20 protein-coding genes are annotated in these 20,085 nt (G+C 69.7%); 9 read left to right on the top strand and 11 right to left on the bottom strand.

Annotated elements, in window-relative coordinates; translation table 11 throughout:
* Window positions 1–10: 10 nt before the first annotated feature.
* The 7 genes from O5M90_RS12555 to O5M90_RS12525 all read right to left on the bottom strand — a co-directional run bounded on the left by O5M90_RS12555 (window position 11) and on the right by O5M90_RS12525 (window position 6,132).
* The gene (locus O5M90_RS12555; RefSeq protein ID WP_269841311.1) at window positions 11–850 is read right to left on the bottom strand and encodes a protein-L-isoaspartate O-methyltransferase family protein; all 840 of its coding nucleotides are present in this window, start codon (window positions 848–850) and stop codon (window positions 11–13) included.
* 53 nt (window positions 851–903) lie between these two features.
* Window positions 904–1,227, bottom strand: a complete 324-nt coding sequence (locus O5M90_RS12550; RefSeq protein ID WP_269841310.1) for an EthD family reductase — start codon at window positions 1,225–1,227, stop codon at window positions 904–906.
* Between the two features lie 120 nt (window positions 1,228–1,347).
* Entirely contained in the window at window positions 1,348–1,743 is a 396-nt protein-coding gene (locus tag O5M90_RS12545; RefSeq protein ID WP_269841309.1) for a VOC family protein, read from the bottom strand.
* 236 nt (window positions 1,744–1,979) lie between these two features.
* Entirely contained in the window at window positions 1,980–2,513 is a 534-nt protein-coding gene (locus tag O5M90_RS12540; protein ID WP_269841308.1) for a GNAT family N-acetyltransferase, read from the bottom strand.
* 1 nt (window position 2,514) lies between these two features.
* Complete coding sequence (fusA, locus tag O5M90_RS12535; protein WP_269841307.1) at window positions 2,515–4,617, bottom strand: elongation factor G; 2,103 nt, start codon at window positions 4,615–4,617, stop codon at window positions 2,515–2,517.
* A 142-nt stretch (window positions 4,618–4,759) separates the two neighbouring features.
* A complete protein-coding gene (locus O5M90_RS12530; RefSeq protein ID WP_262970300.1) occupies window positions 4,760–5,104 on the bottom strand; it encodes an antibiotic biosynthesis monooxygenase family protein in 345 nt (114 codons plus the stop codon).
* Complete coding sequence (locus tag O5M90_RS12525) at window positions 5,101–6,132, bottom strand: hypothetical protein (RefSeq protein WP_269841306.1); 1,032 nt, start codon at window positions 6,130–6,132, stop codon at window positions 5,101–5,103. The genes O5M90_RS12530 and O5M90_RS12525 overlap by 4 nt, the downstream gene beginning before the upstream one ends.
* Before the next feature lie 79 nt (window positions 6,133–6,211).
* On the opposite strand from O5M90_RS12525, the gene O5M90_RS12520 reads away from it, so the two are divergent.
* From O5M90_RS12520 to O5M90_RS12505, 4 genes are all read left to right on the top strand, one after another.
* On the top strand, window positions 6,212–6,913 hold the full coding sequence (locus O5M90_RS12520) for an ArsR/SmtB family transcription factor (protein WP_262970298.1): 702 nt from the start codon (window positions 6,212–6,214) through the stop codon (window positions 6,911–6,913).
* Entirely contained in the window at window positions 6,910–7,707 is a 798-nt protein-coding gene (locus tag O5M90_RS12515) for a DUF72 domain-containing protein (RefSeq protein ID WP_269841305.1), read from the top strand. Before O5M90_RS12520 ends, O5M90_RS12515 begins: the two co-directional genes overlap by 4 nt.
* 33 nt (window positions 7,708–7,740) lie before the next feature.
* Complete coding sequence (locus tag O5M90_RS12510) at window positions 7,741–9,387, top strand: hypothetical protein (RefSeq protein ID WP_269841304.1); 1,647 nt, start codon at window positions 7,741–7,743, stop codon at window positions 9,385–9,387.
* A 94-nt stretch (window positions 9,388–9,481) separates the two neighbouring features.
* On the top strand, window positions 9,482–11,185 hold the full coding sequence (locus O5M90_RS12505) for a PAS domain-containing hybrid sensor histidine kinase/response regulator (RefSeq protein WP_269841303.1): 1,704 nt from the start codon (window positions 9,482–9,484) through the stop codon (window positions 11,183–11,185).
* A gap of 1 nt (window position 11,186) precedes the next feature.
* Here O5M90_RS12505 and O5M90_RS12500 read toward each other — a convergent pair whose 3' ends face one another.
* The 3 genes from O5M90_RS12500 to O5M90_RS12490 all read right to left on the bottom strand — a co-directional run bounded on the left by O5M90_RS12500 (window position 11,187) and on the right by O5M90_RS12490 (window position 12,734).
* The gene (locus tag O5M90_RS12500) at window positions 11,187–11,744 is read right to left on the bottom strand and encodes a cytochrome b/b6 domain-containing protein (protein WP_269841302.1); all 558 of its coding nucleotides are present in this window, start codon (window positions 11,742–11,744) and stop codon (window positions 11,187–11,189) included.
* The gene (locus O5M90_RS12495) at window positions 11,741–11,998 is read right to left on the bottom strand and encodes a PepSY domain-containing protein (protein ID WP_269841301.1); all 258 of its coding nucleotides are present in this window, start codon (window positions 11,996–11,998) and stop codon (window positions 11,741–11,743) included. The genes O5M90_RS12500 and O5M90_RS12495 overlap by 4 nt, the downstream gene beginning before the upstream one ends.
* Before the next feature lie 82 nt (window positions 11,999–12,080).
* A complete protein-coding gene (locus tag O5M90_RS12490) occupies window positions 12,081–12,734 on the bottom strand; it encodes a hypothetical protein (protein ID WP_269841300.1) in 654 nt (217 codons plus the stop codon).
* Window positions 12,735–12,856: 122 nt separating this feature from the next.
* Here O5M90_RS12490 and O5M90_RS12485 point away from each other — a divergent pair, with 122 nt between their 5' ends.
* From O5M90_RS12485 to O5M90_RS12475, 3 genes are read left to right on the top strand one after another with little or no spacing between them, the layout of a single operon-like run.
* A complete protein-coding gene (locus O5M90_RS12485) occupies window positions 12,857–13,525 on the top strand; it encodes a response regulator (RefSeq protein WP_262970291.1) in 669 nt (222 codons plus the stop codon).
* Window positions 13,522–14,847, top strand: coding sequence for an ATP-binding protein (locus O5M90_RS12480; protein ID WP_440402059.1), 1,326 nt, complete (start codon window positions 13,522–13,524; stop codon window positions 14,845–14,847). Before O5M90_RS12485 ends, O5M90_RS12480 begins: the two co-directional genes overlap by 4 nt.
* Window positions 14,848–14,880: 33 nt before the next feature.
* The gene (locus O5M90_RS12475) at window positions 14,881–15,849 is read left to right on the top strand and encodes a transglycosylase SLT domain-containing protein (protein WP_440402058.1); all 969 of its coding nucleotides are present in this window, start codon (window positions 14,881–14,883) and stop codon (window positions 15,847–15,849) included.
* A 4-nt stretch (window positions 15,850–15,853) separates the two neighbouring features.
* Here the strand turns inward: O5M90_RS12475 and O5M90_RS12470 are convergent, their stop codons facing one another.
* On the bottom strand, window positions 15,854–16,774 hold the full coding sequence (locus O5M90_RS12470) for a LysR family transcriptional regulator (protein ID WP_269841297.1): 921 nt from the start codon (window positions 16,772–16,774) through the stop codon (window positions 15,854–15,856).
* 80 nt (window positions 16,775–16,854) lie between these two features.
* On the opposite strand from O5M90_RS12470, the gene O5M90_RS12465 reads away from it, so the two are divergent.
* Window positions 16,855–18,945, top strand: a complete 2,091-nt coding sequence (locus O5M90_RS12465) for a 4-oxalomesaconate tautomerase (RefSeq protein WP_332909509.1) — start codon at window positions 16,855–16,857, stop codon at window positions 18,943–18,945.
* A 40-nt stretch (window positions 18,946–18,985) separates the two neighbouring features.
* Window positions 18,986–20,068, top strand: a complete 1,083-nt coding sequence (locus O5M90_RS12460) for a porin (protein WP_269841296.1) — start codon at window positions 18,986–18,988, stop codon at window positions 20,066–20,068.
* Window positions 20,069–20,085: the final 17 nt, after the last annotated feature.

The following is a 20,085-nucleotide window of genomic DNA, read 5'->3' as shown; positions in this document are numbered from 1 at the left end:
GCGACGGGCCTCAGTGCTGGGGCTCGGCTGTCGAGAGCCACCAGCCCGGCCCGGCGCACCAGACGCTGGCGTCGGGGCTGCTGTCGCGATGCAGCGAGCGCACCGCGCCCAGCGACTGCCGCTCCAGCGCCGCTGCCAGCGACTGCGAGGCGGCCGGGTCGCGCGCGCCGATGCAGGGAATGAAGGCGACGCGCATCAGGGCCGTGGCCGCATAGCTGCGCTCGCCCAGCCGGGTGATGCGCAGCATGCAACCCATGCCCGTATCGGGCGTCAGCGGGAAGATCAAGCGCCCACCGATCTTGATCGCGTCCAGCCAGGCGGCGGGCGGATGGGTGGCGCCGGCATTCACATAGATCACATCACAGGCCGGCAGCGGCCCGGCGCTGGCCGAGGCGGCCATGACCTCGACCCGCTCGCCCGCCCAGGCGAGGTTCTGCCGCGCCCGCGCGGCCAGATCGGCTTCGATCTCATAGGCCAGCACCCGACCGTCCGGGCCGACCAGATGCGCCAGCACGGCCGTGTAGTACCCGCTGCCGGCACCGATATGAACCACGGTCTCGCCGGCCGCCGGTGCCACCGCCGCCAGGCAGCGGGCATGCAGCGTCGGCTGGCCGTTGTTGATGCCGCGCTCCGGGGCCAGGCCGATCAGCACATCCTGGTAGAGCAGGCCCGGATCATCGGAGATCGTCGGCAGATAGCCGGAGCCGATGAACACCGGCCACGGCCCCGGCCCGAGATAGTCCTCCCTGGGCACCACCTCGAAGGCCGCGACCAGGCGCTCATCGCTGGCGCCGGCGCTCGCGACGATGAAGCGGGCGTAGAAGCTGCGATGGGCGGTCAGAGTGCTCATGGCGCAAGGGCTCCGGTCGGCGGTGGACGCGGAGTTTAAGACGCGCCTCGGGCTCAATCCAGCGGATGGCTGTCGACCTCGCTGAGATGCAATTCGGGCCGGATGTCGGTGTAGTTCGGCAGATCGGCCAGCAGGGCGGCGCCGGCCTGTTGCAGTGCGGCCTGGGCGGCGGCCAGTGTGGCGAAGCAGGCGTTGGAGGTGGCGATGATCTGGCCCGGTGCCGGCGGGTGGGAGGACAGGGTGCTATCGCTCTCCAGCCGCTGCAGGCCCAGCGGCCGCAGCAGTTCGCGGGTGAGTCGCATATGTTCGGCCCGGTAGTAGGCGTGATCGAAACGCGCGCCCTCGAACCATCGGTAGTTGCCGCTGATCTTGACCATCGGTGCAGTCCTCGCTGTTATGTCTTGACCGGCTTGTCGAGACCGGCCGGCGCCGAGGCTAGCAGCCGCTGCTGCGAGCGCCTGGCGCCCAGGTGACAGCGCAGGCCAGCGAAACCGGACTCAGGCCGGGTGCTGGCGCAGCTGCAGCACATTGCCCTCGGGGTCGAGGCCATCACAGACGCGGGCGCCGCGAATCAGCCAGCCCTGCTCATCCGCGACGATGTCGCCACCCAGGCGCTGGGCGGTTTCCCGGGCGGCTTGCAGGCTCGCGACATTGAAGAACAGCTTGATCGGCGTCTCGCTGCGCCGCTCGGGCGGCGTCGTGATCACGATGCCGGCCGCGATGCGGGCCGGAATGGCATGTATCACCAGTTCGAAGCCTGGCCCTGCGAGCAGCACATGGTCGGCCGCCCCCTGCTGCCGGCTCAGCCCGATCACCTGCTCGTAGAACTGCGCCAGACGCTGCAGGTCTTTGGCGAAAATCACGGCGCCGAAGTGGGCTTGGGGTTCGGGCATGGAGACCTCCGTTTCTTGAGAAAAACTCTTTATGTGTTTTGCAATCCGGTTTACCGGGCAAGCAGGGCGGAGCGCCGAGCGCGGCGGGTGAGGGGCTACGCTCATGTCCTCCGGCCTGCGGCCTCCCCCTTTACTTCGCTTCGCCCCTCACCCACCACACTCGGCACAAGCCGCGGCGTCTGCTTCGAAGCCCGCTTCGACGCCCGGCGTGGCAGATCAGGCGGACTGGGCAGTCTTCACAGTGGATGGGCCTTACGCTCCCTGACCATATACAGCGCCGGCCCAGCCGGCGTTGTGACAATCTCGACCGCGCGAAACCCGGCCTTCTCGTAGCAGCGGATCGCGCGATGATTGCCCGGGTCGGGATCGGTCTGGATCAGGGTCACCGCCGGGTCGCGGAACAGCAGCTCGACCAGGGCCTCGACCATCTGCGTGCCCAGCCCCTGGCCGAGATCCTCGCCGTGCGCGAGGAACTGGTCGATGCCGCGCACGCCGGGGTCGGTCACGAAGTCCCACCAGCCGTCGCCGCTGCCCATCGCGAGATAGGACTGGGCGAAACCGATGGCGCGCCCACCCCGCATCGCGATATAGGGCGTGACCTGATCGGCGGCCATCACCGCAGGCGAATAGCCGGCCTGGGTCTCTGCCAGCGTGAACCCCGCGTCACCCCACCACTCGGCCAGATGCGGGGCTTGCAGCCAGCGGTGGATCAGCGGGACGTCGTGCTCCGTCATCGGACGAAGCACGACGCCGTGAGGCGCCTCACCCAACTTACTTGCCCCGCGACGTGATGATGGCGTCGGCGACGTTCTTCGGCGCCTCGCTGTAGTGCTTGAACTCCATCGTGTAGGTGGCACGGCCCTGGGTGGCGGAACGCAGGGTGGTCGAGTAGCCGAACATCTCGGACAGCGGCACCTCGGCCTTGATGAGCTTGCCGCCGCCGACCATATCGTCCATGCCCTGCACCATGCCGCGACGGCTGGACAGATCGCCCATCACCGTGCCGGCATAGTCCTCGGGCGTCTCGACCTCGACCGCCATCATCGGCTCCAGTATCACCGGGCTGGCCTTGCGGCAGGCCTCCTTGAAGCCCATGCTGGCGGCCGTCTTGAAGGCGTTCTCGTTCGAGTCGACCTCATGGTAGGAGCCGAAGGTCAAGGTGACCTTGACATCCACCACCGGATAGCCGGCCAGCACGCCGTTGGGCAAGGTGTCGCGCACCCCCTTCTCGACCGCCGGGATGAACTCGCGCGGCACGACGCCGCCCTTGATCGCATCGACGAACTCGAAGCCCTTGCCCGGCTCCTGCGGCTCGACGCTCAGCACGACGTGGCCGTACTGGCCCTTGCCGCCCGACTGGCGCACGAACTTGCCCTCGACATCGCTGACCGATTTGCGGATCGTCTCGCGGTAGGCCACTTGCGGTTTGCCGACATTGGCTTCCACGCCGAACTCACGCTTCATGCGGTCGACGATGATTTCCAGGTGCAGCTCGCCCATGCCCGAGATGATGGTTTGGCCCGATTCTTCATCGGTGCGCAGGCGGAAGGAGGGGTCTTCCTTGGCCAGACGGCCCAGGGCGATGCCCATCTTTTCCTGGTCGGCCTTGGTCTTGGGCTCGACGGCCTGCGAGATCACCGGCTCCGGGAACACCATCTTCTCCAGCGTGATGATGGCCTCGGGGTCGCACAGCGTCTCGCCGGTGGTCACATCCTTCAGGCCCACGCAGGCGGCGATGTCGCCGGCCAGGATCTCCGAGATTTCCTCGCGCTGGTTGGCGTGCATCTGCAGGATGCGGCCGATGCGTTCCTTCTTGCCGCGCACGGGGTTGTAGACCGAGTCGCCCGACTTCAGCACGCCCGAATAGACGCGCACAAAGGTCAGCTGACCGACATAGGGGTCGGTCATCAGCTTGAAGGCCAGGGCCGAGAACTTGGCATCGTCGGAGGCATCGCGCGTCGTCGGCTTGTCGTCCTCATCGGTGCCCGGGACCGGCGGCACATCGATGGGCGAGGGCATCAGCTCGATGACGGCATCCAGCATGCGCTGCACGCCCTTGTTCTTGAAGGCCGAGCCGCACAGCATGGGCTGGATCTCGCCGGCGATCGTGCGTTTGCGCAGGCCCAGCTTGATGTCGTCCTCGCTGAGCTCGCCGGCCTCCAGGTATTTGTTCATCAGCGCCTCGTCGGCCTCGGCCGCAGACTCGACCATCTTCTCGCGCCAGGTCTTGCAGGTCTCCAGCAGCTCGGCAGGGATTTCCTCGTACGTGAACTTCATGCCCTGCGAGGCCTCGTCCCAGAGGATGGCCTTCATCTTCAGCAGGTCGACGACGCCACGGAAATGATCCTCGGCGCCGATGGGCACGACGATGGGCACCGGATTGGCCTTCAGCCGGTCCACCATCATCTGGCGCACGCGGAAGAAGTCCGCCCCGACGCGGTCCATCTTGTTGACAAAGGCAAGACGTGGCACCTTGTACTTATTGGCCTGGCGCCAGACGGTCTCGCTCTGCGGCTGCACGCCGCCGACCGAGTCGTACACCATCACCGCGCCGTCCAGCACCCGCATCGAGCGCTCCACTTCGATCGTGAAGTCGACGTGGCCGGGGGTGTCGATGATGTTGATGCGGTGCTCGGGCAGCGAGAGGTCCATGCCCTTCCAGAAGCAGGTGGTGGCCGCCGAGGTGATGGTGATGCCGCGCTCCTGCTCCTGCTCCATCCAGTCCATCGTGGCCGCGCCATCGTGCACCTCACCGATCTTGTGATTCACACCGGTATAGAACAGGATGCGCTCGGTGGTGGTGGTCTTGCCAGCGTCGATATGGGCGGAGATGCCGATATTGCGATAGCGCTCGATGGGGGTCTTGCGGGACATGATGTCACTCCAGTGAGGGGATGAAGCGGAGCTTGGGTGGGTCAGCATAAGGCCGAGCCCCAAGTTCAGCTACCGTCAGGGCTTCTGACTGCCCTCATCTATGGGGTGATGGGCCGAAGTTCAAGTCGCGCCTGGGCGCTCCTCAGCCATGGCGGCTGCGGCTGTCGGCCGGCGCCTGCTCGCGCTGGTGCAGGCCGTAGTCGCGCAGCACCGCCGCCACCCGCAGTCTGTAGTCGGCAAACACCCCGGCACGGCCCTCGCTCTGGGCCGCCCGGTGCGCCTCCAGCCGGCGCCAGCCCTGCACGGCTTCCTCGTCGCGCCAGAACGACAGCGACAGCAGCTTGCCCGGGTCGCTGAGGCTCTGGAAACGCTCGATGCTGATGAAGCCGTCCATCTGCTCGAGCACGGGCTTCAGCTCGGCGGCCAGGTCCAGATAGCGCTGACGGCCCTCGGGCCGGGGTTGGACTTCGAAAATGATGGCGATCATGGCGTGGCGGTTTCCTGTGGGTCGGTGAAGGCGGGGATGTGGGCATTGGCCAGGGTCAGGCCTTGCGCGGGTGTCGGCCAGCGCCTGCCGTCCTGGTGTTCGAGCAGCAGCTCCAGCGCGGCGGCGGCCGTCTCCAGGGCCAGGTCTTGCCCAGGGCAGCGGTGAGCGCCGGTGCCAAAGCCCAGATCGTCGGCTTCGGCGTTATTGCCGGCCAGATTCAGCAGCAGGGCGTCGCCCGGCTGCAGCTGTACCCCGCCGACCTCCAGCGCCTGCAGGGCGAAGCGCCGGGTGTTGCGCACGCCGCCGCCCTCGCGCAGCAGACTCGGCAGCCAGGCCCGCATCCGGCCGGGCCGGCGCAGCGCCGGCTCGGCGGCCAGCCGCGCCAGTGCGTTGCCCAGCAGGGCGGCGCCGGCCTCATGGCTCTGCCACAGCAGGGCCAGGCGATTGGCCTCGAATTCATCGCCGCCGCCCGGCCATTGCTGCGCCGGCGCCAGCCGGTTCAGGCAGGCCTGCAGCGGCGCCGCCGCAGCAGCGGGGGCGGCCAGGGCCTGCAGCAGGGCCGCGCAGGCCGGCTCGGCGGCGGCCGCCGGCCCGCCCTGCAGGGCCCCGGCCATCGCCCGCAGCTGCTCGTGCAGCCCGCGCTGGTCGGCCAGGCTGTCGAGCCGCAGCCCCAGCAAAGCGGCGATGCTGGCCGATGGTGTGGCCCAGACCCAGTGGTTCCAGCCCCCGGCCAAGGCCAGTGCGGCCTGGCGCCGCGCCTGGGCCCGCAGCTCGGCGGCGGGCAGTGCCTGCAGCGCCCGGGCCAGGGCTTGCTTGGGCGCGCTCCGTGCGGCGTCGTCACGCTGGCGCAGCCACAGCCCGAACAGCCGGCCCAGCCGGCTGCCCTCCAGATGGGCCGGCAGCGGCTGGCCGGGCGGGCGCACCCCCAGCTCGGAGCGCTGCAGCAGCGCGGCGCTCAGCGCCGGATGTTCGGCCTGCCACAGACCCGGCTCGGGGCGCTGTTGCAAGGCGGTATGGGGGCAGGGCATCGCTTGATCTTTCTCGGGTGGTTCACGAGCCTTGACTGTGCCTTTTGTCCGTGCAGCACGCTTCGCTTAGCATCGAAGCATGGATGTCATCACCGCCGACCAGGCGCTCGCGCCGATTGCCGCCAGCATGGCCGAGCCGGTGCGGGCCCGCATGCTGTGCTGCCTGATGGACGGCCATGCCCGCACGGCCACCGAGCTGGCTGCCGTTGGCGAGGTCTCGGCCTCGACCGCCAGCGCCCATCTGGCGCGGTTGAGCGGCCAGGGCCTGATCGAATGCCTGGCCCAGGGCAAGCACCGCTATTTCCGCCTGGCCAGCGCCGAGGTGGGCCAGGCGCTGGAGGCCTTGCTGGTGCTGGCCGGTGGGCCGCGAGCCCGCTTCGAGCCCAGCACGCCCACCGATCTGCGCGAGGCGCGGCGCTGCTATGACCATCTGGCCGGCGAGTGGGGCGTGCGCCTGCATGACCATGCGCTGCGCCGCGACTGGATCAGCGCCGTGCCCAGCGAGGCACGCGGCTATGCGCTGACCGAGGCCGGCGCTGCCGCGCTGGCGGGCCTGGGGGTCGATGTCGCGGCGGCGCGCAGCGCGCGGCGGCGGCGCCTGGCCTGCGCCTGCATGGATTGGAGCGAGCGCCGCCCGCATCTGGGCGGCGCGCTGGGTGCCGTCTGGCTGCAGGCCTTGCTGGCCCAGGGCTGGCTGCGCCCCGAGCTGGACAGCCGGGCCCTGCGGCCAACCCGGCGCGGCGCGCAGCGGCTGGCCGAACTCTTGGGGGAGCCTGTATGACGGCGCGCATTCGCGTGGGTATCGGTGGCTGGAATTTCGAGCCCTGGCGCAACAACTTCTATCCGGCCGGCTGGCCGCACAGCCGCGAGCTCGAGTACGCCAGCCGCCGGCTGACGGCCATCGAGATCAACAGCACCTATTACAGCTCCCAGGCTCCGACCACCTTCGCCAGATGGCGCGACACGGTGCCCGATGATTTCCTGTTTTCGCTGAAGGCCTCGCGCTTCGCGACCAACCGCCGTGTGCTGGCCGAGGCCGGCGAGTCGGTGCGGCGCTTCGTCGACAGCGGCATCGCCGAACTGGGCCCCAAGCTGGGCCCTATCGTCTGGCAGTTCGCACCGAGCAAGCGCTTCGATCCGGTCGACTTCGAGGCCTTTCTGCAACTGCTGCCGGCCCAGGTCGGCGGTCTGGGCCTGCGCCATGCGCTCGATGTGCGGCACGAGAGCTTCCGCACGCCGGAGTACCTGGCGCTGGCGCGCCGCTACGGTGCGGCCACCGTGCTGACCGAGTCCGACGACTACCCGGCCATCGCCGACCTGACCGGCGGCTTCGTCTACAGCCGCATCATGCGCACCGAGTCGGCCCTGCCCGAGGGCTGCCCGCCGGCCACGCTGGACCAGCTGGCGGCCTGCGCGCGGCTCTGGCGCGATGGCGGGCAGCCGAGCGGGCTGCCGCTGGTGGAGCCGGTTCCCGCGCCACCGGCCGCGCCGCGCGATGTGTTCATGTTCTTCATCAGCGGCGCCAAGGAACGCGCGCCGGCGGCGGCCCAGGCCCTGATCGGGCGCCTGGGCTGACGCCGGGCCCGCACAGCGAATCAGGAGCCCTGCATGAGTGAGCCTGTCGCGACGACCGCCAAGCAGGTCCGGCGCCTGCACCAGATACTGCTGTGGCCGCTGCGCCTGATGCCCATCGGCGCCGCGCCCGGCGCGCCGCGCCGTCCCTGGGAACTGCTGCTGGCCCAGGGCGAGCAGCCCTGGCGCGAGGTGGTGGACGAGTACACCGGCGACGCGGCGCGCTTTCACGAGCGCCACTACCAGGAGTTCGTCACCTTCCTGCCCTATGTGCAGCGCTTTCTCTACGGCGAGGGGCGTTCGCGGCCGGGCGATGCGCTGGGCGAGTCGGGCATGAAGGTGCTGCGCCGCGACGATGTGGCGAGCCTGCGGCTGCGCAGCCGGCCGGGCGAGCCGCAGCTGTGCCTGGACGTGGTCCATATCGATCTGTACTTTTTCTTCGATGTCGATGTGGTGCTGCTGAATGTGGAACTGGCGGCCAGCGATCTGGCCCTGCGCCAGGCCCAGGACCTGCTGTACCGGCTGGGCCGCGCCTACCCCTCGGGCTGGGACGCCCAGGGCCTGCCGCTGCACACGCTGGCCGAGGCCGAGTGGCTGGGGCACGAGGGTCAGGTCTTTTCGGCCTCGGACGCGGGCCAGCGCGAGCGCTTCATCGCCCATGTGGCCGAGCACCGCGCGCCGCGCCTGTCGGCGCATTGGGACTGGCTGCTGCGGCCCCTGGTCAGCGACCAGTCGGAGGCCGCCGGCGTGCTGCGCTTTCGCCAGATCGAGTACTACCGGATGCCGATGATGGCCTATCTGGCGCTGGACGATCCCGGCGCGCTGTCGCGCAGCGACTTTGTGCGCCTGGGCCTGGTGACCGGCGCGGCGGCCGATGAGGGCGGCCTGCCCTTCAGCGAGCCCTATCTGCAGGACTTCGAGCAGCGCTACTGCTACGACCGCTTCTGGAGCGCGGCCGGCGCGGCGCCGCAGACCCGTTATCTGTGCAGCGGCCATGCGCTGATCGTCGTGGGCCGCGCCGACGCCGAGTTCTTCTGCTGTCGCGACCGCGGCGTGCTGGCACAGTTCCGCCACCAGCATTTCCTGGTCTTTCTGATCGCGCATTTCCAGAAGGCCGCGCTGCTGATGTTCTCGGACCGCCTGGTCGAGGCGCTGCGCCGGCTCAATATCAACGATGCCGACAATGTGCGGCGCTTCAAGCGCGCGATCCGTGCCAGCTTCGAGGGCTTTTTGCGCTTCTCGCATCGCTACTGGTTCCACGCCGTGGCCGAGCAGGCGCAGACCCGCGCGCTCTACCGCATGAGCGCCCAGCATCTGGAGCTCGATCCGCTCTATGCCGAGGTCAAGTCCCGCATCGGCGATATGAGCGACTATCTGGAGACCGACAATCTGCGTCGCCAGGCCAATACCGTGGTGCGCCTGACCGTCGTGACCATCTTCGGCCTGATCGGCACCATCACCACCGGTTTCCTGGGCATGAATCTGCTGGCCGAATCGGAGGCGCCGCTGTGGCAGCGGCTGCTGATGTTCGGCCTGACCCTGGGCGCGACGGTGGCGCTGACGGTCTACACCATGGTCAAGTCCAAGCGCCTGTCGGACTTCCTCGATGTGCTGTCCGACGAGCGCCTGCCCGGCATGGCCAAGCTGCGCGCCTTCGCGGCGGTCTGGCGCTCGGGCCCCTGAGCCGCCGGGCTTGCGGACGCGGGCGTTCCCGTGCAGCATGCGGCAGACAAATGGCGGCGGCCCCGAGGCCGACCGCCGACAGGGAGAGCCGACCATGATGCAACGAGGCCCCGCCCGCAGCGCGGGCACGCGCCGGCTCGGCAGCCGCCGGACCGAGCGCCATGCCGCCGCGCTGCTGAGCCAGCGCGAGCATTTCAGCCAGGAGCTGGCCGCCGCCGCGCGCTCGCGCGCCCAGGCCGAGCTGGTGACCCGCCTGATTGCCGACAATATGCCCGGCCGCGTCGTCTACTGGGACCGCGAGCTGCGCTGCCTGTTTGCCAACCAGGCCTATTTCGAGTGGTTCGGCCTCGCGCCCGAGCAGGTCATCGGCCGGCGCATGCCCGAGGTGCTGGATCACCGCTACTGGCGGGCCAACGAGCACTATGTGCGAGCGGCGCTGAGCGGCCAGGCACAGAGCTTCGAGCGCGAGACCCTCACCGGCGACGGCACGGCGATCTGGCACTGGGTGCAGTATGTGCCCGATCTGCAGCAGGACCGGGTTGCTGGCTTCGTTGTGCTGGCGCTGGACATCACGGCGCGCAAGCAGGCCGAGCAGGCCTTGCAGGCCAGCCATGCCGAGCTCGCGCAGGCGCGCGACCGCGCCGAGGCCGCCAGCCGCGCCAAGAGTGCCTTCCTGGCTCATATGAGCCATGAAATCCGCACGCCGATGAATGCCATCATGGGCCTGAGCCATCTGCTGCAGCGCATGCCGCAGAACCAGCTGCACGATCAGAACCAACGCTATCTGGGCGAGATCGATGCGGCCGCTCAGCATCTGCTGCACATCATCAATGACGTGCTGGACATGTCCAAGATCGAGGCCGGCAAGCTGGTGCTGGAGGTCGAGGACTTCGACCCCGCCGAGCTGGCGCAGCGTGCCGTCGCCCAGCTGGCCGAGGCCGCCTATGCCAAGGGCCTGGACCTGCAGATGCGGACCGAGGGGCTGCCGCCGCTGCTGCGCGGCGATGCGACGCGCCTGACCCAGATGCTGCTGAACCTGCTCAGCAACGCGGTCAAGTACACCGAGCGGGGTCAGGTCATGCTTCGGCTGCAGCTGCTCAGCGAGGACGGGCCGCGGGTGAAGCTGGGTGTCGATGTGCTGGACAGCGGCATCGGCATCGAGCCGGCCGCGCTGGCGCGGCTGTTCGAGGCCTTCGAGCAGGCCGATGCCTCGACCGCGCGGCGCTATGGCGGCACCGGCCTGGGCCTGGCCATCACCCGACAGCTGGCGCGCCGCATGGGGGGCGATGCCGGCGCCGACAGCGTGCCCGGGCGGGGCAGCCGGTTCTGGTTCAGCGCCTGGATGGAGCGCGCCGCGACGCGCGCGCCGGTGCTGGCGCTGGAGCCGCTGCACCCGGCCGAGCTGCGGCTGCGCACCGAGCATGCCGGCCAGCGTGTCTTGCTGGCCGAGGACGACGCGGTCAACCAGATGGTGGCCTGGTCGCTGCTGCAGGCCGCCGGCCTGGAGGTGGACCTCGTCGACGACGGTGCGGCTGCGCTGCGGGCGGCCGGCCAGCGGCCCTACGCCTTGATACTGCTCGATCTGCACATGCCCGAGCTTGACGGCATGGCCGCCTGCCGGGCCATCCGGCGCCTGCCCGGCCATGCCGACACGCCCATCCTGGCGATGACGGGCAATGTCTTTGCCGAGGACCGCGCGGCCTGCCTGGCGGCCGGCATGAACGACCATATCGCCAAGCCGGTCGCGCCGGAGGACTTGTACCAAAGCCTGCTGCGCTGGCTGCCGGAGCGTCCCTGAGTCACCAGCGTTGCTTAACGCCGGTGACCATGGCGCGGATCAGCCGCGTGCGTTCCAGCCGCCCCATCAGCAGTGCGGCCGCCACATGCAGGCCGACCAGGCCCAGCAAGGTGTTGGCCAGTCCTTCGTGCAGCTCTTCCAGCCACTCCTCGCCCCAGAAGGCATCGAGGCCCTGCATCCAGCCGCTCAGTCCGAGCAGCAGCACCAGGGCCAGCAGGGCCAGCATCATCAGTGCGCCCAGCGGGTTGTGGCCGCGCTGGGGCGGCAGCTCGCCGGAGCGAAGCGCGCGCAGATGGGCAGCCAGCCGCGCCGGCGTCGGGAAGAAGTCGGCGAAGCGGGCATGCCGGCTGCCGATGAAGCCCCAGACGATGCGGGCCAGCACCAGGGCGCTGGCCAGATAACCGGACCAGCGGTGCAGCGGCTCGCCGTCGTCGAGCACGAAGAGATTGAACAGCACGCAGGCCACCAGGCTCCAGTGGAACAGCCGCACGAAGCGGTCCCAGACCGGCGCCTCGGCCCCGGCCTGCACAGGGCCTTGCGGCCCGGTGGTGCGGCTCACTTGCGTTCCAGCACGGCGGCGCTGGCCGGGTCGAAGTAGATCTCGACCTTGCGGCCGTCCTTGTCGTGGCCGTAGATCTCGTAGCAGCGGCCCTTGCTGATCTTGAAGGTCTTGATCTGGTAGCCCTGGGCTTCAACGGTCTTGCGGAAGTCGGCTTCCTTCATCCACTGGCTTTCGGGCACCTGGCAGCTCGGGCCGGCCAGGGCCGTGGCGGACAGGGCGATCATCAGCGGGGCGATGAGAACAGTCTTCATGGCGGGTTTCCTGAGGGTTGAGTGATCCCGGCATCTGCCGGTAGCCCTATTTCAGATGCCGCCGATGAATCCCAGCTGAAGATCAGAACTGCAGTTTCAGGCCCAGGCTGTAGAGCGTGCTGCCGCCGCTGCGGCCGAGGCTGCCGTCGAGCTGCAGGTCCTTGAAGACCTCGCGGCGCAGGCCCAGGCCGAACAGCGGCTTGGACTGGCGCTGGCCCAGCCATTCCAGATGCCCGGTCGCCGCGCCCAAGGCCTGTTCCCAGGCCAGGCCCAGCGCCGGCAGTGTCGGGCCGCCGGGCGTGCGGCTGGCCCCGAGATTGATGTGTAGCGCACCCGCTGGGAACTCGCGGCTGGCAATCAGCGTGGCATAGCGCGTGGCGCCGTGCTGAAACCGGGTGTGCGTCAGGCCCAGCACGGCGGCATGGTGCCAGCGGCCCTCGTGGGGTGTGCTCAGCTGAATCTTGCTCTGCAGGCTGGTGCTGTTGATGGCGCTGCCTTGCTCGCGAGCCCAGGCGGCGCCGAGCTCGATGCCCTGCCAGGGGGCATAAGCGGGGGCCACGGTCCACAGCCGCGCATCGCCGGGCTGACGCGCGTACCAGACCTCCAGATGGCCGGCGCCGACCTCGTTGACATTGGCATCGTCGACATTGAGTGGCCGGCCGGCATGGCCCGGGACCGGGCTCAGCAGCAGCGCCGCCAGCAGCGTGGCGAAGATGGCGTGTGGCAGGTCGGACATCGGGAGGACTTTCCGAGGGCAATGTGAATCCCTCGAAGTCTTTGTCGGCCTCCTGAAGCCCAGCTTAAGCTGCGCTTCATCGCCGCCGGGTCTGATGCGGGCATGAAACGCCGGAGCCGATCATGAGAGTCCTGCTTGTCGAAGATGATGCCGCGCTGGCCGAGGCCATGGCCGCCTACCTCGAAGGCAAGGGCTTTGCCGTGGACCGGGTGGCCAGTCTGGCGGCGGCACGCGCGGCCTTGCCGCTGGCGCCCTGGCATGCGGTGCTGCTGGACCTGCATCTGCCCGATGGCGATGGACTGGGGCTGATCCCGGCGATACGCCACCGCGCACCGGCGCTGCCCATCATCGTGCTGACCGCGCGTGATCAGGTGAGTGACCGCATCCGCGGCCTCGATGCCGGTGCCGATGACTACCTGGTCAAGCCCTTCGATCCCGACGAATTGCTGGCGCGGCTGCGCGCGGTCGAGCGGCGCGGTCGCGGCGGGGCGGACTCTGCCCTGGTGCAAGCCGGCGCGCTGCAGATCGACCTGGGCCGCATGGCGGTCAGCCGCGATGGCGAGCCGGTGACCCTGACCGCCAAGGAGTGGAGCCTGCTGCGCGTGCTTGCTTTGCGGCTGGATCGCATCCATCTGAAAAGCGCTCTGGTGGAGGCGCTGTACGGTTTCGATGACGAGGTGGGCAGCAACACCGTCGAGGTCTTCATCCACAACCTGCGCCGCAAGCTCGGCACGGACAGCATCCAGACCGTGCGCGGCCTGGGCTACCGGCTCAGCGGCGGCACCCGATGAGCGAGGCGCCCGCCGTGCCGACCAGCCTGACCGGCCAGCTGACGCGCAGCCTGTTGTGCCTGGTCGGCGGTGCCTGGCTGTTGACGGCGGCGCTGGGAGCCTGGCATGCGCGCGCCGAGATCAGCGAGGGCATGGACAGCACCCTGATGGACAGTGCCGCGCGTCTGCTGCTGATGGCCGTGCCGGCGGCGGAGCTCCCCTGGGCGCCGGCGGGGCCGGACGATCACCATTTCTACCAGCTGGTGGACCTGCACGGCCGGGTGCTGCAGCGCTCGCCGGATGCACCCGCGCAGGCGCTGGCGGTGCCGCTGGCTGCGGGCTTCGTCGACTTGCCGGGCTGGCGCGTCTACAGCCAGCGCCATGCCACGCTGCCGCTGTGGATCCATGTGGCCGACGACCTGGGCCATCGCCGCGAGGCCATGCTGGAGAACGCACTGAGCTTTGTGCTGCCGCTGCTGGCCATGCTGCCGGCGCTGGCCCTGCTGATCCGCTGGCGGGTGCGGCGCGGCCTGACGCCGCTGCGCGAGCTGGCCGCCGAGATCGGCCGGCGCAGCGGCGAGGACCTCAGCCCCATAGCCGGCACGGCCGTGCTGCCTGCCGAGCTGCAGCAGATCGGCGCCAGTACCAACCATCTGCTGCTGCGCCTGTCCGAGGCGCTGGACACCGAGAAGGCGCTGGCCGCCAACGCCGCCCACGAGCTGCGCACCCCGCTGGCCACCGTGCGCCTGCGCCTGCACCAGCTGCTTGACATGGGGCTGGCGCCGGCCGCACGCGCCCAGGCCCTCAGTGCCGAGCAAGCGCTGCTGCGACTCGGCCGGCGCGCCGAGAAGCTGCTGCAGCTCTCGCGTGCCGAGTCCGGCGCCGCGCTGAGCAGCGCGCCCGTCAATCTGGCCGGGCTGGCCGGCAGCGTGGCCCAGGAGTTCTGGGCCGATGCCGATCTGCTGGAGCGATTGCGCTTGCAGGTGCCCGAGGACTGCGATGTGCTGGCGCTGGGCGACTTCGATGCGCTGGCCATCGTGCTGCGCAATCTGATCGAGAACGCCCAGCGCCATGCGCCCGGCAGCCTGATCGAGCTCAGCGTCGAGGCACCGGCGACCTTGCGGGTGCGCGACCACGGCCCGGGCGCTCCGGCTGTGGCGCTGGCCTGCATCCCGCAGCGGCACCAGCGACGGGTCGGCGTAGGCTATGGGCTGGGCCTGTCCATCGTCGCCACCATCATCGAACGCCACGGCGGCCGGCTGCTGCTGCAGGCGCCGCAGGCGGGCAGGGGGCTGGAGGTCCGTATCGACCTGCGGCCGGCCGGAGCTCTTGGCCCTGGCTAAACTGAGGGTTCCGCTGATCTCCTTCCCCTTGCCGTGCGCTTGCGATCCCTGTCACTGCTGTCCACGCTGCTGCTGGCCTGTGCCGGGGCCGCGCATGCCCAGCTGCCGCCCTCGGCCCTGCCGACCCTGGACGGCCTGCCCCGACCCTCGACGCCGCCGCCCGAGATCGGGCCGGTGGTGCCGCCCCAGGTGCAGCGCTGGCGCCGCGAGGGCGAGGCCTACGAGCATGGCGACGGCGTGCCGCGCGACCCGGTGATGGCGGCCCAGCTCTATTGCCGCGCCGCCCGCTATGGCGACGCCGCCGCGCAGTACAACCTGGCCTGGATGCTGACCAATGCGCGCGGCATCGAGCGCGACGATGCCCAGGCCGCCCATCTGTTCGCCGCCGCCGCCGAGCAGGGCCTGCAGCAGGCGGAGAACATGCTCAAGGCCATGGGCACGCCGCGCGGCGCGCCGCCGGCCTGCCTGCGCCCGCCCGACACCGACCCGGCGCCGCTGAAGCCCGGCACCCGCCTGCCGCCGCCACCCCCGCCGCCGCCGCCGGCCAATGCGCCCGAACCGATCGTGCGCTTCGTCACGCTGGTGGCGCCCGACTACCAGCTGGCCCCGCACCTGGTGCTGGCGGTGATGGCCACCGAGTCGAACTTCGACCCGCTGGCCGAATCACCGAAGAAGGCCCAGGGCCTGATGCAGCTGATCCCCGACACGGCGGCCCGCTTCAAGGTCAGGAAGATCACCGACCCGGTGCAGAACATCCGCGGCGGCATGGCCTATCTGCGCTGGCTGCTGGCCTATTTCGAGGGCGATCTGTCCCTGGTGCTGGCGGCCTACAACGCTGGCGAGGGCGCGGTGGACCGTTACCGCGGCGTGCCGCCCTATGCCGAGACGCGGATGTATGTGCGGCGCATCCTGGCCGCGATCGGCGGCCAGCGCAGCCACCCCTTCGACCCGAGCGTGACCGCGCCCTCGCCGGTGCTCGGCTCGCGCCGCGCGCCCGGCTGAGCCCTCAGCCGGTCTTCTTGCGCGGCGCCGGCTTGAGCTTCATCTCGACGAAAAAGTCATAGAGCTGCTGGGCCGCCGGTGACAGGCTGCGGCCCTTGCGCCGTATCAGCCCGACATGGCGGCTCACCGCCGGCTCGATCAGCGGCACGCTGACCAGCAGCGGATGGCTTTTGTCCGGCATCGCCAGCGAGGGCACCGCCGCCACGCCCAGCCCGGCCTCGACCAGGCCCAGCGTGGTGGTCACATGCTGGGTCTCGTAGACGGCCTCCGGCAGGCCGGCCACACCGGCCAGCGCCTGGTCCAGCAGCAGCCGGTTGCCCGAGTTCTTGGCCACCGCGATGTAGTCGTAGGCGGCCAGCTCGTGCCAGGCCACCTGGCGCTTGCGGGCCAGCGGATGGTCGCGCCGGCAGGCGGCGACGAAGCGCTCCTCCAGCAGCGCATGGAACTCGATATCGGGCTCCTGGCTGCCGATGAAGTTCAGGCCGAAATCGACCTCGCCGCGTGCCACCGCGTCGAGCACCGCACCGGCGCCGGCGTCGAAGACCTTGAGCCGTATCTTCGGATAGCGCTCGCGGTAGCGGCCGATTACGCGCGACAGGTAGTAGTAGACGGTGGACGGCACGCAGGCGATGCTGACCTCGCCCATGCGGGTGGCCGAGACCCCGCGTATGCCCAGCAAGGTGTTGTCCAGCTCGTCGAGCAGCTGCTGGACCTTGCGGGCGAAATCGCGGCCCACCGCGGTCAGGCTGACACGGCGCGTCGTGCGGTCCAGCAGCTTGACGCCCAGCGCCTGCTCCAGCTTGTCGATGCGGCGGCTGAAGGCCGGCTGCGAGATGTGCACGGCCTCGGCCGCGCGCCGGAAGTTGCCCAGCTCGGCCACCGCGCGAAAGGCCAGCAGATCGTTCAGGTCGAAATTGATCGCCATATGAACTGATGTGTTAAGTGGATCAATCGATCATAACTATGCAATTCACATGCATGAGTGGATAACCCAAGATCCGTCCCATGCAAGCCCTGACCCTTCCCTGCGTCCTGATGCGAGCCGGCACCTCGCGCGGCCCTTTCTTCCTGCGCGAATGGCTGCCCGAGGACGAGGACCTGCGCGACCAGGCCCTGATCGGCGCGATCGGCGCGTCCGACCTGCTGCAGGTCGACGGCGTCGGTGGCGGCAGCTCGCTGACCAGCAAGGTGGCCATCGTCTCGCGCTCCCGCGAGCCGGGCTGCGCGCTCGACTATCTGTTCGCCCAGGTTGGCGTCGGCCAGCGCTCGGTCGACACCCGGCCCAACTGCGGAAACATGCTGGCCGGCGTCGTGCCCTTCGCGCTGGAGCAGGGCCTGATCGAGGCCGATGAGGGCGAGACCACGGTGCGGGTCTTCAATGTCAACACCCGCTCGCGCATCGATGTCACGGTGCAGACGCCGCAGCGGCGCATCCGCTATGAGGGCCTGACCAGCATCGATGGCGTGGCCGGCACGGCCGCACCGATCAAGCTGGAGTTCCTGGACGCCTGGGGCGCGGTGACCGGCGCGGTGTTCCCGAGCGGCCGCCGCATTGACCGGATCGGCGGCATCGAGATGACCTGCATCGACGCAGCGATGCCGCTGATGCTGGTGCGCGCCGCCGACCTGGGCCTGAGCGGGCGCGAGTCGCCCGCCGAGCTGGACGCAGACCTGCCGCTGCTGGAGCGCCTGGAGGCGCTGCGCCGCGCCGCCGGCGAGCTGATGGGGCTGGGCGATGTGTCGGCCAGCGTGATCCCGAAGCCGGTGATCGTCAGCCCTGGTGATGACGAGCACAGCATCCGCTCGCGCTACTTCACGCCGCGCCGCTGTCATGCCTCGCATGCGGTGACCGGTGCCATCGGTGTGGCCGCCGCCTTCGCGCTGCCCGGCACGGTGGCCAGCGGCGCGCTGCAGCGCAGCGGCAGCCGCGGCATCGCGGTGCTGCATCCGCAGGGCCGCATCGAGGTCGAGGTCGAGCTGGCCGGCAGCGGCGAGCAGGCCCAGATCCGGCGCGCGGCCCTGCTGCGCACGGCCCGCAAGATCCTGCAGGGCCAGCTGCACATCCCGGACTATGTTTTTTCAAGACCTACACAAGGAGACGACCCGATGTTCAAGCAAGCAATCGCCCCGGTCCTGAGGGCCCCTATCGTGGCGGCGACCCTGGCCAGCGCCCTGGTGACGGCGGCGCCCGCCGCCCAGGCCTATCCGGACAAGACCATCACCATCGTCGTGCCGACCGCGGCCGGCGGTGGCAACGATGCGATGGCGCGCAGCATCGCGCAAAAGCTCGGCACGCTGCTGGGCCAGACCATCATCATCGACAACCGCGCCGGCGCCACCGGCTCGATCGCCAGCGAATATGTGGCCCGCGCGACGCCGGACGGCTACACCCTGTTCTTTGGCTATATCGCCACCCACGGCATGAACCCGGTGCTGCAGAAGCTGCGCTACGACCCGGTGGCCGACTTCGAACCGATAGGCCTGGTCGGCTACTCGCCGACCCTGCTGGTGGCCAATCCCAAGCTGCCGATCAAGGACGTCAAGGACATGCTGGCCCAGCTGAAGGCCAAGCCCGAGGCCTACTTCTACGCCTCGGCCGGCAATGGCACGGCGCCGCATTTCGCCGCCGAGCTCTTCAAGCTCAATGCCGGCGTATCGATGGCCGGCGTGCCCTACAAGGGCTCGGCCCCGGCGGTCACCGACACGGTGGCCGGCCAGACCCAGTTCATGTTCCCCAGCGTCTTCACCGCCTACCCCCATGTCAAGTCCGGCAAGCTGCGCGCGCTGGCCGTCGCCGGCCCGAAGCGCCTGGCCGCCCTGCCCGAGGTGCCGACGCTGAAGGAGGCCGGCATCGACGGGGTCGAGGTGCAGCAGTGGTATGGCTTCTTCGCGCCGGCCAAGACGCCCAGGCCCATCGTCGAGCAGCTCAACAAGGCCCTCAACCAGGTGCTGGCCGACAAGGACACGATCAAGCGCATCGAGGACCACGGCGCCGATGTCGAAACCAGCACGCCCGAGCAGTTCGGCGCCCTGGTCAAGAGCGAGCTGGCCAAGTGGAAGCGCGTCGTTGTGCAGGCCAAGCTGAGCGCCGACTGAGCCCCGATCAAGCCCCGATAACAACAGGAGACAGATAGGCATGCAACACAATATCAAGGCAACTATGGTGGCCGGGCTCGGCGCCTGCGCCGCGCTGGCGGCCGGCGCGCAGAACGTGACCCTGGGTGGCATCGCCGACGCGGCAGTGCGCCATGTCAGCAACCAGGGCCGGGGCGGGGTCAGCTCCCTGGTCAGCGGCAGCAACTCGACCAGCCGCATCATCATTCGCGGCAGCGAAGACCTGGGTGGCGGCCTCGCGGCCGGCTTCCATCTGGAGCACGGCATCCTGCTGGACAGCGGCACGCCCGCCAACAGCACGATGTTCTGGGACCGCCGCGCCACCGTCAGCCTGAGCAGCAAGCAATGGGGCGAGCTGCGTGCCGGCCGCGACTTCGTGCCCAGCTACAGCAACTGGAGCCGCTACGACCCCTTCAGCTATGTCGGCGTCGCCGGCGCCAACAACTTCATCTCGGCCACCCCGGTGGGACCGCTGCGCGCGGCCTTCGGCTCGGGCGCCAACACCACGGTGCGCTCCAGCAATGCCATCCAGTATCTGCTGCCGGGTGGACTGGGCGGCTGGGAAGGTGGGCTGATGGCCGCAGCCGGCGAGGGCGGTACGGCGGCCAATGGTCAGCACAAGGTGCTCGGCGCGCGCTTCGGCTACGCGAGCAAAACCTTCAATATCGCCGCCGCGCTGACCCGCAGCGAGAACAATCTGACCGGCACGGACCGGCTCGACGATCTGGCCCTGGGCGGCAGCTATGACTTCGGCCCGCTGAAGCTGTCCGCCGCCTGGCGCCGCTTCGAGCTGGGCGCGGCACGCCAGACCCATTGGCTGCTGGGCGCCTGGCTGCCCGTCGGCGCGGCCGGGCAGCTGAAGCTGAGCTGGCACGAGGTCGATCTGGCCGGGCGTGTCGGCAGCAGCGCCATCGGCGCGAACGGGGCTCGCCAGCTGGGCCTGGGCTATGTGCACGAGCTGTCCAAGCGCAGCGCGCTCTACGGCACGCTGGCGCGCATCGACAACCAGGGGGCCTCCAGCTATGTGATACCGGGCGGAGCCAGCGGCCTGGCCGGCGGCGGCAAGTCCAGCGGCATGGAGCTCGGGATGCGTCACAGCTTCTGAGTGGCGCCGAGGGGGCG

This window comes from Paucibacter sp. M5-1, assembly GCF_027498415.2.
Classification (GTDB): domain Bacteria; phylum Pseudomonadota; class Gammaproteobacteria; order Burkholderiales; family Burkholderiaceae_C; genus Roseateles_E.
This window is presented reverse-complemented; position numbering and strand designations above follow the sequence as displayed.